15 protein-coding genes and 1 pseudogene are annotated in these 12,323 nt (G+C 61.3%); 3 read left to right on the top strand and 13 right to left on the bottom strand.

Going from position 1 to position 12,323, the window contains the following annotated elements; translation table 11 throughout:
* Positions 1-128: 128 nt before the first annotated feature.
* The 11 genes and pseudogenes from AB7E35_RS12255 to AB7E35_RS12205 form a co-directional block, all read right to left on the bottom strand.
* Positions 129-212: pseudogene (locus AB7E35_RS12255) on the bottom strand (transposase); the annotation flags it as partial.
* 65 nt (positions 213-277) lie between these two features.
* Positions 278-463: a hypothetical protein gene (locus AB7E35_RS12250; protein ID WP_428163942.1), complete on the bottom strand. Its 186-nt coding sequence runs from the start codon at positions 461-463 to the stop codon at positions 278-280.
* A 112-nt stretch (positions 464-575) separates the two neighbouring features.
* Positions 576-1,070 carry a hypothetical protein gene (locus AB7E35_RS12245; protein ID WP_428167638.1) on the bottom strand — a complete coding sequence of 165 codons (495 nt, stop codon included), beginning with the start codon at positions 1,068-1,070 and terminating at the stop codon, positions 576-578.
* Positions 1,067-1,204: a hypothetical protein gene (locus AB7E35_RS12240; RefSeq protein WP_428163944.1), complete on the bottom strand. Its 138-nt coding sequence runs from the start codon at positions 1,202-1,204 to the stop codon at positions 1,067-1,069. Before AB7E35_RS12240 ends, AB7E35_RS12245 begins: the two co-directional genes overlap by 4 nt.
* Positions 1,205-1,207: 3 nt before the next feature.
* Complete coding sequence (locus AB7E35_RS12235) at positions 1,208-1,999, bottom strand: hypothetical protein (RefSeq protein ID WP_428167637.1); 792 nt, start codon at positions 1,997-1,999, stop codon at positions 1,208-1,210.
* Positions 2,000-2,278: 279 nt separating this feature from the next.
* Positions 2,279-2,761, bottom strand: coding sequence for a hypothetical protein (locus tag AB7E35_RS12230; RefSeq protein WP_428167636.1), 483 nt, complete (start codon positions 2,759-2,761; stop codon positions 2,279-2,281).
* 374 nt (positions 2,762-3,135) lie between these two features.
* The gene (locus AB7E35_RS12225) at positions 3,136-3,429 is read right to left on the bottom strand and encodes a response regulator transcription factor (RefSeq protein ID WP_428167635.1); all 294 of its coding nucleotides are present in this window, start codon (positions 3,427-3,429) and stop codon (positions 3,136-3,138) included.
* 36 nt (positions 3,430-3,465) lie between these two features.
* Positions 3,466-4,101 carry a hypothetical protein gene (locus AB7E35_RS12220; protein ID WP_428167634.1) on the bottom strand — a complete coding sequence of 212 codons (636 nt, stop codon included), beginning with the start codon at positions 4,099-4,101 and terminating at the stop codon, positions 3,466-3,468.
* Between the two features lie 21 nt (positions 4,102-4,122).
* Complete coding sequence (locus AB7E35_RS12215) at positions 4,123-5,781, bottom strand: substrate-binding domain-containing protein (RefSeq protein ID WP_428163949.1); 1,659 nt, start codon at positions 5,779-5,781, stop codon at positions 4,123-4,125.
* Complete coding sequence (locus AB7E35_RS12210) at positions 5,778-7,046, bottom strand: toxic anion resistance protein (protein WP_428167633.1); 1,269 nt, start codon at positions 7,044-7,046, stop codon at positions 5,778-5,780. The genes AB7E35_RS12215 and AB7E35_RS12210 overlap by 4 nt, the downstream gene beginning before the upstream one ends.
* 66 nt (positions 7,047-7,112) lie before the next feature.
* Positions 7,113-8,225, bottom strand: coding sequence for a hypothetical protein (locus tag AB7E35_RS12205; protein WP_428163951.1), 1,113 nt, complete (start codon positions 8,223-8,225; stop codon positions 7,113-7,115).
* Positions 8,226-8,392: 167 nt separating this feature from the next.
* Here AB7E35_RS12205 and gloA point away from each other — a divergent pair, with 167 nt between their 5' ends.
* The gene (gloA, locus tag AB7E35_RS12200) at positions 8,393-8,809 is read left to right on the top strand and encodes a lactoylglutathione lyase (RefSeq protein ID WP_428163952.1); all 417 of its coding nucleotides are present in this window, start codon (positions 8,393-8,395) and stop codon (positions 8,807-8,809) included.
* A 132-nt stretch (positions 8,810-8,941) separates the two neighbouring features.
* Here the strand turns inward: gloA and AB7E35_RS12195 are convergent, their stop codons facing one another.
* Positions 8,942-9,475, bottom strand: coding sequence for an OmpA family protein (locus AB7E35_RS12195; protein WP_428163953.1), 534 nt, complete (start codon positions 9,473-9,475; stop codon positions 8,942-8,944).
* 194 nt (positions 9,476-9,669) lie between these two features.
* Between AB7E35_RS12195 and AB7E35_RS12190 the strand changes: the two genes are divergently transcribed.
* Together AB7E35_RS12190 and pdxH are read left to right on the top strand one after the other, a co-directional pair.
* Positions 9,670-10,224, top strand: coding sequence for a superoxide dismutase family protein (locus AB7E35_RS12190; RefSeq protein ID WP_428163954.1), 555 nt, complete (start codon positions 9,670-9,672; stop codon positions 10,222-10,224).
* Between the two features lie 46 nt (positions 10,225-10,270).
* Positions 10,271-10,924 carry a pyridoxamine 5'-phosphate oxidase gene (pdxH, locus tag AB7E35_RS12185; RefSeq protein ID WP_428163955.1) on the top strand — a complete coding sequence of 218 codons (654 nt, stop codon included), beginning with the start codon at positions 10,271-10,273 and terminating at the stop codon, positions 10,922-10,924.
* An 83-nt stretch (positions 10,925-11,007) separates the two neighbouring features.
* Here the strand turns inward: pdxH and chrA are convergent, their stop codons facing one another.
* Positions 11,008-12,231: a chromate efflux transporter gene (gene chrA / locus AB7E35_RS12180; RefSeq protein ID WP_428163956.1), complete on the bottom strand. Its 1,224-nt coding sequence runs from the start codon at positions 12,229-12,231 to the stop codon at positions 11,008-11,010.
* Positions 12,232-12,323: the final 92 nt, after the last annotated feature.

Below are 12,323 nucleotides of genomic sequence, written 5' to 3'. Positions count from 1 at the left end.
CGCCTGCGGCGCTGGTCTTTCAAGATGACTTCAACAGTGTCCGTATGCCTAGTCGTACTCACAGTCCTACTCCTATCTTCAAAGATAAGCGATAGGACGGGTCCGGAGTTTCAAGGGGCTATCTCACTGCACGTCTCGGCGACCTTGGCGCCCAGCTCGACCTCCTTGAGGATGCCGACTATCTGGGCTTCGCTGAATCTGGATTTCTTCATGTAGAGACTCCGTTGGGGTGGATTCTCTACTTCCAGGTGGCTCAGGTTTTCAAGGGGACTTCACGTCAACTGAAGTCCGTACCGTTTACACAAAAATTCGGACATACCCCCTGCCCGTCGAATTCGGTGCCCGCGCGGCCTTTCCACACCGTGGCATCGAAACCCGAACCGGCACCGATGGCATCCGGTGTGTCGATGGCGCCGAGGACTTCGAAGTTGTCGGCGATGTATTTCACCAATTCCGAAGTCATGCGTATATCGAGATCAGTCTTGATTTCTGCTGCCGATTAGCCCGGTATTAGATTTACGTATGTTGCATCGGCCAGCAAAGCGTTGATGTAGGTGCTCAAGATAGTTGCCATGTCACTTTCCCTGTTTCAGCAGTTGATCAATATTTACCGAATTCAGGACGTGTGAATCATTCGGCGGCCAACAAGATATAGATTTACCTAACCCCAGACCCAGTCGATCCATTAGAACACCCCCACTATGATGAAATCCCTTATATTCTAGAAATGGGCGACCTGTATCAATATCAACATATTTAACGAACTGCTCTCGAATGCGGATAGTGTAACCATTCAAATTAACAATTGACCCACTTGCATTTCGAGCGCGCTTAACACCCTGCCAGTCAGACGACAAAGCAACCACAGCCTCACGTTCGCAAAGTTTCTTGAATTGCCAGCGCCCAATCAGCTCATCGGCAATTGGTAATATCAGCAAAACAGGAAACAAAAGGAATTGTGCAGCCTTGGTAAATCGGGCCATGCCCAGCCAGCGCGGTATCCGCTTGCACAGGTAGATCACTACCGCCAGCCAGACGGAGATGCCTGCCATGAACAGCAGGCCAATCATGCGACCGCCTGTACGCCAATTTCAAGCTGATGCGGCTGCTGAGCGGCATGGAGTTGCCCGGCGAGTCCTGGCGCGGCTTGAAGTTGCTTAGCGGCCAGAATATCGAGTTCAGCTGTCGTCAGGTTGATTGCCATGATTTACGCCTTTTTGAGAAGTTGAAGTACACGGGTGATTTCTTGAAATATTTCGGGCCAGTCGGCACAGTGCTTCTGGTTCATTCGGGTTCCTGCCCAGATGCCTGGCTGCCACATGAAGCCCGTTCCGCCGCTGTCGCTTGGATTAACGTGGCTGCATGTGGCGACGGGTGGAAGGCCATCCGTCCCTTTGAGTTGGGTTGCCACGTAGTAAGTGACATGGTCGATGTACTGGCCCCGAGGCCCAATAACGTGCTTCATCTTGATTGCGTCGAGTCCGCGCCGCAAATTTCTTCGGTCTGCAATCCAACCTTTAGACTCAGCGAGCTCAATAAGCTTGTAGCCGCGAGGCTCGGATGGAATGTTGTTAGATCGCAGAAATATCTCGATGGTGTGAGCATAGGGAACGGCTCTTTCGTCTTGCGGCACATCTTCCCGATTCTTCTTGCTAGGCCAATAGAAGGCCGCACCGTTCATTCCGGTACTGAAGTAGTACTTCGGCCCCACATACCACTGTCCATTGAACTTAAGAGCAACCTCAGTAGCGGAGTCATGCCTGGGTTCGATGTCACCCTCGCAAAACTTGTCCAGACACTCTATGCGTTTCTCCTCAGCCCATTGCGCACGCTGCTCTTCGTTGGGGCCACAGGCTGTTAGCAGAAATGCGGCAACTGCCAGGACGTAGCCGTGTTTCAAGCGGCACATAAAAACACCTCTGCGCGTGCGGTCACGTCGGTTTGGGCTTTTCTGGCTTCCAGCGCCCGTGGAGTGGATGCAATCAGCTTTCAATTTCATAGCAATCCGATGTCTTGGTGTCCGCATACAACTTCCTTCGTATTGTTTTGCCTTCACGCCTATCGCTCCCTCAAACTCTCTCCCGCAGCCCGTTGCACCGGACTCAGCAGGTACTCAATAATCCTGCACTTGCCCGTCTTGATCTCCGCCGTCCCACCCCCTTATTAATTTGCAAAAGTAATTGATCGCGCAGTCCAGTCCCGCCACTACCAGAATTCAGCTCTGCATAGCTTGCCTGAGCAGCCTGAGCCATATAACTAGTCTGATTTATATTCACAATCAATCCCCTCTCACAAATATTTCATTGGATAAGCCCGACTTGAAAATCGGACAAGAATGTGCAGATGAGGCTTCCCAAGGGCCAAAAAAGTCGCCACCCACACGAGAGTAAACCACTCTCTCTCCTAAAATTTTGCCATCAAGAGTTCGGATTAAATATTCACTGGTTCTTTGTATTTTTATGCTAGTTCTTATCGGAAATAATTGCCCCATGGATTCAACATCAGACCGAGTGACGACACTATGAAATGGATTTTTTTCATTACCATGTATATCAAGAAGGCTCCGACTAAAATCGCTGGTAAATTGCCCATCGTCGCCAAAGTATGCCTTTGGCAGAGCCACTTTTTCATAAATTCGATCCCCCGCATCAGCAGCGCACAAGCGATCGACTTTTCGATCAAACCTAGTTTTTGCACGCTCACACCCTAACAATCCAGAAAAAATCGGCAATACAAGGATAAAAATAATCAACTTGTGCATCGACAGGTCTCTCATTTACCGATCCAGCAAGGAATTCGAGCGTCTCGGCGTAATCGCATTTGATAGCACGCACGGGTTGGGGATTTTGCTTATGAATGGCCTAGCGTACCACCGAGAATTGACAGAAATTGCATATGCATCGGTTTCACCATGCAGGTGACTTGCCCCTCGGAATTTGTCCGCGACGACGTCGCACCCCAAGTGCTTAGTGCAGCCGTTTTGAGAGGATGTTATTGGCTTCGCCCTGTTCACTCATTTGGTCAAGATAACGGAGTCACAAGGAGCACGCAACGGGACGAATGTCCCGATCTGATGGCGGTTTACCCTGATAGGTGGTACCTGTAGGCAGCGGTGGAGACATGCCCGACGCGCCTTCACCCGCCCCGCCGCTGGTAGATGGCCACCGCCTCGGTGCGGTTATGGGCGCCGAGTTTCAGATACAGGCGCGTCAGCCAGTTGCGGATGGTCTTCTCGCTGCGGTGAAAGGCACGCGCCAATTGCTGGTTGGTGCGCCCTGCGGCCAGGCCCTGCATCAATTTCACTTCGCGCGGGGTCAGCGCCGGCAGGCACGCCGCTGGAAGGTGCTGGCGCACGGTCTCCTCGTTGGCCAGGGAGGCTTGGGGTGCGGGGCCTGCAAGCGTGTCCTGCATCATCGTCCCTTGGATCATGCGAATCCAGGTTCATCGCTTGAGGCCTTGCGAGGGTTAAGAGGCTAAAAAATCCGGCTGCAGGAACCTGCGTTTTAAAAAACGTCCGTTGGCCAGCAGTGCCTGTGCGTCGCTGGTGGCCACGTTGATCACCACCTGCTGCATCTGCGCATCCAAAAGTGCGAGCTGCTCTGTAAGTAGTTGCTTTGGGGTCTTGCCCTCGTGCACAGCCTGTGTCACGCGAAAGACCGGGGGTAGCGCCGCATAGTGCGACAACGTGGCAGGCAGATAGTTGAGCACTGTTTCGCGCACGGTGAACAGACCCTCGTCAAACGCCGTATCCACATTGGCCAGCGTTGGCATGAGCTCATGCACGGCGCCACGCACGTTCTCAAGGTGGCGCTGCATCTCGGCTGACAGCAGGGGCCTTGCCTGCTCCACCAGCGTATCGATGCGCTGTTCAATCTCTGCGGCGCTCCAGTGCTGTTGCAATGCGCGCTCAAATGATGCGCCAGAGGGCTTCAGCGCCCAGCCTGCCAGCAAACCGACCAGGTAAAACCCTGCCGTGATCCAGCCCCAGCCGGTACCGATGGCGCCTGCAAACAATAGCGCCGGTCCGCATAACGCCAATGCCAGACCGGCCAGGTTGCCGTTGCTGTAGAAGAAAAGTTGCAGGCGGCGAAGCGCAGACATGGTGATATGTTGATTGTTTCTTTATTGATAGCCACGAATTTCCTTGAACACCACCGGCAACGGCGCCTTGCGCGCATCGAAGGCCCGTCCGCCCGTCAACAGCGCCAGCGCCTCCATCTCGCTTGGTTGCGCCTCGCCGAAGATGATGGGAAACACGCGCACCAGCGGCGTGCCGGCTTTGGTCTCGGCTTCTAGCTCGCGCACAAACTGTTGATGGTCTCGCCCTGCGTTATTCGCGCCGTCGGTCAGCAGCACGATGCTGACAAAGCGTTCCGGATCCGCCCGCAACTCGGTACGCGCCTGCTGCTGCGCCAGCGTCAGCGCCTCATAGATGGACGTGCCGCCATTGGCCTCGAGGCTGTCGGCATAGGCACTGATTTGTGCGCGTCCGGCCTGCACGTCGCTGGCTGTCAGTTGCACATGTGTCGGCGGGCTGACGCGGTCAGAGAAGTGGATCAGGGTGACATGCTCACGCGCCTGAAAGGCTGCGTAGCGCAGGCTGGCTGCGGTGGTTTGGGCGCCAGAGAGAATCTTCAGCGCCTCCCGCATCTGTGCCAGTCGCCCGCCATGCATGGAACCGCTCACGTCCAGCACGAAGATGCTGCTGGCCGGGCGCCGCAGCTCGCTTTGGTAGGACGACAGCACCGCATCGATCACCTCCAGCCGGTTAGGAAAGCTCAGCTCAACCACTGGCGCGGCGGGAAGCGCTGTACTGACCTGAACTTCCTGGCTGGAGGGGCGCAGCTGCGCTTGTTGCAGCGGCTGCCCCTGGAATGCGGGCGCCTTGAACTGCGCTACCAGCTTGTCGTAATCGGCGCGCCGGGCCGCGTTGAGCAGCAAAAGCGGATAGTCGGCTGAAATGACCCCATCCCTGGGATAGACCAGGGTCAGCCGGTGGGCCGCAGGCAGTTTTTCGTTCAGCCGCAGGATGACGGCCTCGTAGTTGACCAGCGCATCGACGGCACCCGGGTTGCGCTCGAAAGCCTCGGCCAGCCAGCCGGAGCTGCCTGCCGTGACCTTCTGGCCCGACAAAAAGTCTTTCAAAACTTTGGCATCGACCTCCCCTGCCTGCAGATCCTCGGTCTTGCCTGCCACGGCCGAAGCCACCGCAAAAAGTGCGCTCATGCCGGTGTTGGAACTGGCCGGGTTGGTCATGGCGTAACGCAACTGCCCCTGGGCTGCGGCGCGTGCGATGTCGCTCCAGGTGGGCGCGGCCTTGTCCCATCCCAGACGACGTAGCGTTTCACCCTTCACGCCCAGCGCCACGCGGGAATAAAACAGTTTTTCTCGCGCGACAGGCTTGGCGGTGAGCGCCAGTGAGGGATAGGCGCCATTGGGCGGCAGGATGGCGTCGTAGGTCTCGCCGGCGTTGATGCGCTCGACCATGTCCAGCGTGCCCGAGTAGCTCAGCTTGATCGGCACGCCTGCCGCCTGCGCAGCCTGCTCCAGCGCGGGCGCCACATCCTTGAGTTCGGAGCCGGCTAGCACCGTGAAGGCGCCGTCAGCGGGCGCTTCAGCGGGCTTTGGCTGTGCGGGCGCTGATGTGGACGCAGTTGGCGCCGACGCGGGCACGGGCGTGCGGTCGCAGCCGGCCAGAGCCAGACCCAGCAGCATCGCAGCGCCAGCGGCCAATTTCTTCCAACAGGATGGGCCGGGTGTTTGCTTGCTGGGAGTGGTCACAGGCGTACCTCGTTGGCACCCATGCCGGCAGAGGCCTGCAGCGCGTCACGCGCTTCCTGGCGGCGGGTTTTCTCCAGGTAGGTTTTGGACTTTTCGACCTCCTGCGACAGCGTGTCCACCGTCGTCTGCATGGAGGCCAGCGCCTTTACCTTGAAGTCGGCCATGGCGTCCATGGTCTGGTAGATGTTGTTGAAGGCCTGCTGCAGTTTGGCCAGTTCGATCGTGCTGCTTGCCGCTTGCTGGTGGATGTGCCCGCTTTGCTCGCGCAGCAACTCGCTGGTGCCGGCGATCAGGTTGCCCGTGGTGGTGTTGAGGGCCGCAATCTGGTCGAGCACCAGTTTTTGGTTGGCCAGCGCCTGGGCCACGATGACCGCGGTGCGTAGCGCCGACACGGTGGTGGTGGTGGCGCGATCCACGCCCTTGACAAGCTCAAGGTTGTTTTTGCGTACCAGATCCAGCGCCAGGTAGCCCTGCACGTTCACCGCCATTTGCGTGAGCAGGTCGGTGACTTTCTGGCGTGCGTAAAACAGCATGTCCTCGCGCACCACTCGGGCCTTCTCGGGGTCGGTGGCGTCCAGCTGCGCGGCCTTGGTGGCCAGCGCGCCATCGAGCTTTTTGCCGATGTGAATGTATTTCTCCAGCCGCTCCATCAGCTGCCACAGGTTGGCTTTCTCCTGCTCGATGGCGGCGTTGTCGCGCAACAGCTCGTCCTTGCCGCGCTTGAGGCTTTCGATGATGGCGTTCAGGTGGCTCTGGCTGGATTGGTATTTGTCGAAATAGTCCACCAGCTTGTTGCCCAGCGGAATCAACCCCAGCAGCTTGCGCGGACGCAGCAGGTCGCCCTGGCGCGACGGGTCGAGTTCTTCGACCTGGCGGCGCAGATCGATCAGGCCCTGCCCGATCTGGCTGCCCTGGTCAAACAGCCCGTTGTTCAGCGTCTTCACCGGGCGCTCCAGCATGCGGTTGGACACAGCCGCGGCGGCCTCCACCTCTTTGTTGCCCATGCTGTGGATGCGCTCGACCGCATCCTTGAATGCGGACGATTGGCTGTCGTGCATGGTGATTTCGTCAATGAACTGCGCCACCTGCGCATCTAGCTGCTGCACCTCTTCGGGCTTGAGGCGGACTTTGCCGCTGGCCGACTCCAGGGGAACGGGCAGCGCAGGCGCGGGCGGCTCCAGCACAAAGTCCTGCAACGGCGCGGCGCCGGTTGCAGTGGCGGTAGGGGTTGCGGCCGCGGTGGGGGATGGCTGTTTTTCGCTCACGAATTACTCCCAAAATAATAGCTGCTAGCGCTCTATTTAATTGAGCTAGAGCCTGTTTTCATTCCATTACTTGAACCGCTGTTCGATGCCGACGATCATGCGTTCGAGCCATTCCTGGCTGGGCGGCTCGATCACATCCACCAGCTGCGCGGGCGCCGGCACGCCCTTGCCAGCCCACAGCTCGGGGCCGTGCGTGTCCCCGCCGGTGCGAAAGCCAAACTCCTGCGCCAATACGCGCAGCTGCGGGTCGGATTCCAGCAACTGCCCTACCCGCTCGCCTGCGGGTGTGTAGGGCACCAGCACATGCTTGGAATACAGCGTGGGCTGCGGGTACAGGATCAGCATCTCGCTGTTGCGGCGCTGCGGGTGCCTGAGCCAGAACTCCACCAGCTGCGATTCATAGGCCACCAGCAGCGGCGCCTTGCCCATGCCCAGGGCCAGGTAGTCCTCGAATGGTGCGGCCGACGAGCTTTCCTGGAAGCCCTGGCGCAAAAACAGCGGCGCCACCACAGGCATCACGCGGTCAACGTCTTCCTGGCTTTGCACCACCTGCTGGCTGTTGGCCACATAGCTGGCCAGCGCCAGGTACATCGCCGCGCTGTTGGAACTGCGCACATCGGTGCTGGCGGGCAGCACTGCCTTGCCGGTGGCAAAGGCGCCCGACTGCTTCAGGTCGCGCCAGCGCGTGCCATTGCCGGCCAGAGTCATCAGGCCGGGCATGTCTGTCACGTAGTAAAAGTCTCCGAGCTTGCGGGCAATGCCGTTGGCGATCAGGATGTCAGCAATTGGCTTCCAGCTGGCAAAAACGATGGGGGTGTAAAAAGGCGTGTAAACATTGGCGGCCTTGGCCGCGGCCTTGAGCTGGACGGCGGCAGGCGCGCCAGACGGGAAACCAAAGTCGTACTGCTCGGGGTCGTAGCTGCCCGCAATGCTGCGCGATCCCGCTTTTTGCACCGTCACGGTCACGCCGTGACTGGCCAGCACCTCACGCACACGCTCGTCCTGAAAAAAGGCCTCTTTCTCAGACCCGATCAACCCGCGCGCCGTCACCGCCTGCTGCTGCGCCAGTTGCACCTGCTGGCTTTGCACCAGCGACGTGCGCGAGTACCAGATGCCCCCGCCCACACCCACCAGCAAGAGCGCGGCCAGGCCCAGGGCCAATGCGCGGCGCCCAGTCATCGGGCAACCTCGTTTTGTCGTTCGGAAAAATGGATGGTCATGCTTATGCCATGAATCGATTGGAGAGCTTTGTAAGGCTTGAATGTGACAAAACGCGGCAACTCCCGCGCGCCTTGCTGCAGCACGCCCTGCCCTGCGGGCTTTGCCTTGACGGCACAATGGCGGGCATGAGACTCCTGCACACCATGCTGCGCGTTGGCAATCTCCAGCGCTCCATAGACTTCTACACCCAGGTGCTGGGCATGCAATTGCTGCGCACCTCCGAGAACCCCGAGTACAAATACTCGCTGGCTTTCCTGGGCTTTGACGGCGGCAACCCCGGCCAGGCCGAGATCGAGCTGACCTACAACTGGGGCGTTGAAAGCTACGACATGGGCACCGCCTACGGCCACATTGCCCTGGGCGTGCCCGATGCCTATGCCGCCTGCGAAAAGATCAAGGCCGCTGGCGGCACCGTGACGCGCGAGGCCGGCCCAGTCAAAGGCGGCACCACGGTCATCGCCTTCGTGACCGACCCCGACGGCTACAAGATCGAGCTGATACAGCGCAAGGACGATGCCGGCACAGGCACCGGCCTGCGCTGATGGGCGCCGGTTTGCTATTGCGGTGATAGCTTGCGGCGCTTTATTTACAAGGGCTACGGCCTGTTTTGATTAGAACCAAACCACAAAAAAAGCCCGGCAATGCCGGGCTTTTTGCATGGCGTGATCGAAGGCTCAGGGCGCCAGGATCACCTCAACGCGGCGGGCCTCTGCGTTGCTGCCGCTGCCTTGCATGACCTCGGGTTTTTTCAGCTCAATCTTGTCCTCGGCCACGCCCAGGGCCTTGAGCGCGTCGCGCACGGCCAGGGCGCGCTGCTTGGCCAGCTCGGCGTTGAGGGCGGCGTCGCCCGTGGCGTCATGAAAGCCCGACACCAGTGCGGTCTTGCCGCCTTCCAGCACGCCCTTGACTACGTCGGCCAGGGCTTCGCTGGCACCGGCTGCCAGATCGGCCTTGCCGGTGGCGAAGAAGAACTTGACCACGCCACCCTCCACCACCACGCTGGAGCCGTCTTCGGTGATCACCACGCCGGGGGCCGCGGCCTCAGCGGCAGGTGCGTCGGCGGTGGTGGCAGCCGCGGGCGCCTGGATGGGCATGCGCTTGTGAAAGCCCAGCCCCACGACTGCGGAAACCACCAGCGCGATCAGCGCAAACAGAAAGCCGAGTACGACGCGCTGCTCTTTGTCGTCGTCAGAAGTGTTGAAGGACATGATGAAAACTCCCGTGAATGGTCAATGAATCAAGGCCAATAACAAAGCTGCGCGATTGTAGGTTCCGCCGGTGACATCGCCAGCCACTGAGTCGGTGTGCCCACAGCCCCTCGTCGCCCGGCATGGGCAAGCCTCATTGCGCTGCAGCCCGAATCGCGCTAGTTTGGCGGCCTTGCATTTTCAGGAGACATCGCATGCTCACTCGATCTCTTCCCGGCGCCGCAGCCGGGTCTGCCGTATGGCTGGCCACACTGGCTGTGGCAAGCCTGGGGCTTGCCGGCTGCGCATCCACCACCGGCGAAACCACTGCCAGCGCGCGCCTGGAGCCAACGCGGGGCAACAGTGCCCGGGGCATGGTGCGTTTTGTGCAAAACGGCGATGCGGTGCGCGTCAGCGGCACCGTCAGCGGACTCAGGGCGGGCGCGGAGCACGGCTTTCACGTGCACGAAAAAGGCGACTGCTCCAGCGGCGACGGCAATAGCGCCGGGGGGCACTTCAACCCCGCGGGCGTTCCGCACGGACAGCATGGCAGCGGCCAGCATCATGCGGGCGATTTGCCCAATCTGCGCGCTGACGGCGACGGCGTGGCCACGTTCAACTTCGTCTCGCGCAGCATCCGCATTGGCGACGGCGCCACAGACATCGTGGGCCGCGGCCTGATCGTGCATGCCAACCCGGACGACTACATCACCCAGCCCACGGGCAACGCTGGCGCGCGCCTGGCGTGCGCGGTGATCGCCGGTCGCTGAAGACAGACCGGCAGGGGGCGGCACGCCCTGCGGGCACAATCCGGCCATGAGCAACAGCCCCCTCTCCTCCTCCATTGCCGATCTGCGCAAAAGCTACGAGCGCGCCCAGCTGAGCGAAGACGCCTCGCACGCCGACCCGCTGCAGCAGTTTGACCAGTGGCTGAAAGAAGCCATTGCCTCCAAAGTGCCCGAGCCCAACGCCATGACCGTGGCCACCGTGGGCAGCGACCTGCGCCCCAGCACCCGCGTGGTGCTGATCAAGGGCTATGACGAGCGCGGCATCGTCTGGTTTACCAACTACGACAGCCGCAAGGGCCGCCAGCTCGCGGGCAACCCGTATGCGGCACTGCAGTTTCATTGGGTGGATCTGGAGCGTGTGGTGCGCATCGAAGGCGTGGTGGAAAAAGTGAGCGACGCCGAGAGCGACGAATACTTTGACAGCCGCCCGCTCGATTCGCGCATCGGCGCCTGGGCCAGCCCGCAAAGCCAGGTGATCTCGGGCCGAGGCGTGCTGGTGGCCAACGCCGCCAAATACGGCGCGCAGTTCATGCTGAGGCCGCCGCGCCCGCCGCACTGGGGCGGCTACCGTTTGAAGCCCGACCAGTGGGAGTTCTGGCAGGGGCGCAAGAGCCGCCTGCACGACCGTCTGCGCTACCGCCAGGAGGCTGGCGCCTGGGTGCGTGAGCGGCTGGCGCCCTGAGGCAGCGCAGCCCGTAGCAGAGCTGGCGTCACTCCTGAAAGCATAGCTGCCAGCGCACTAGCGACGTGCGCTAGGGGCAAAAATCACCCTAAAAACACCCAGCCCGCCACGCCGCACAGAGGAACCACCAGCCACGGCGGCACGCGCGCCCACATCAGTGCCGCACAAGCCACCGCTGCCAGCGCAAAATCGGCCAGGGTATGAATGGCGCTGGTCCAGACGGGATCGTAGAAAGCCGCCAGCAGCAGGCCCACCACCGCGGCATTGACACCCGAAAGTGCCGCCCGCGCCCGTGCGCTGTGCCGCAGACGCTCCCAAAACGGTAGCGCGCCCGCCACCAGCAAAAAAGCGGGCACAAAGATGGCCACCAGGCACACTGCCGCGCCCGACCAGCCGCCCGCGCCGTGGCCCGCCGCCGCGCCCAAAAAGGCAGCAAAGGTGAACAGCGGCCCCGGCACAGCCTGCGCCAGGCCGTAGCCCGCCAGAAAATCATCCGGCGCCACCCAGCCGGTGGTCACTACCTCGGCCTGCAGTAGCGGCAGCACCACATGCCCGCCGCCAAACACCAGCGCGCCAGCGCGGTAAAACGCATCGGCCAGCACCAGCCAGCCCTGCGGCCAGGCGCGCGCGGCCAGGGGCAGCAGCACCAGCAGCGCGGCAAACACCACGAGCAGCAACGCCCCGGTGCGTGGCCTGACCCGGGCCGCCAGCGTGTCGTGCACCGCCGGTGACTGTGCGGCGCCCGCCCGTCCCCACAGGGCCAGGCCGGCCAGCGCTGCCAGCAGCATGGCGCCCAACTGACCGGCCACACCCGGCAGCAGCAGCGCCAGCGCACAGGCCAGCGCCATCAGCAGCAGCCGCGCCGCCCCCCGGCACAGGCTGCGCGCCATGCCCCACACGGCCTGCGCCACCACGGCCACGGCCGCCACCTTCAGGCCGTGCAGCACCCCCGCGGGCACCAGGCCGTGCCCGGCGACCAGCCCCAGGCCCAGCGCCGCCATCACCAGCGCCGACGGCAGCGTGAAGCCCACCCAGGCAGCCAGTGCGCCGCTCCAGCCCGCCTGGCGAAGGCCCAGCGCCAGACCCACTTGGCTGCTGGCGGGACCAGGCAAAAACTGGCACAGCGCCACCAGGTCGGCATAGGCGCTTTCTTGCAGCCAGCGGCGCCGGGCGACGAATTCCTCGCGGAAATAGCCCAGGTGGGCCACCGGCCCGCCAAACGAGGTCAGACCCAGACGCAAAAAGATGAGGAAGACTTGCCAAGCGCTGACGTTGCGGACGTCAGCGCTGGATGCAGGGGTAGGCATGGAGGTCATGTAACAAACGCAAAAGCCGTGAGTGTGACCGCAGTGTGCGGCAGGCGCATGGCAACGGGCGTGGCAGCGGGCATGCGCGGCGT

The sequence above is a fragment of the Diaphorobacter sp. genome, from assembly GCF_050251835.1.
Lineage (GTDB): Bacteria > Pseudomonadota > Gammaproteobacteria > Burkholderiales > Burkholderiaceae_C > JBFXIE01.
This window is presented reverse-complemented; position numbering and strand designations above follow the sequence as displayed.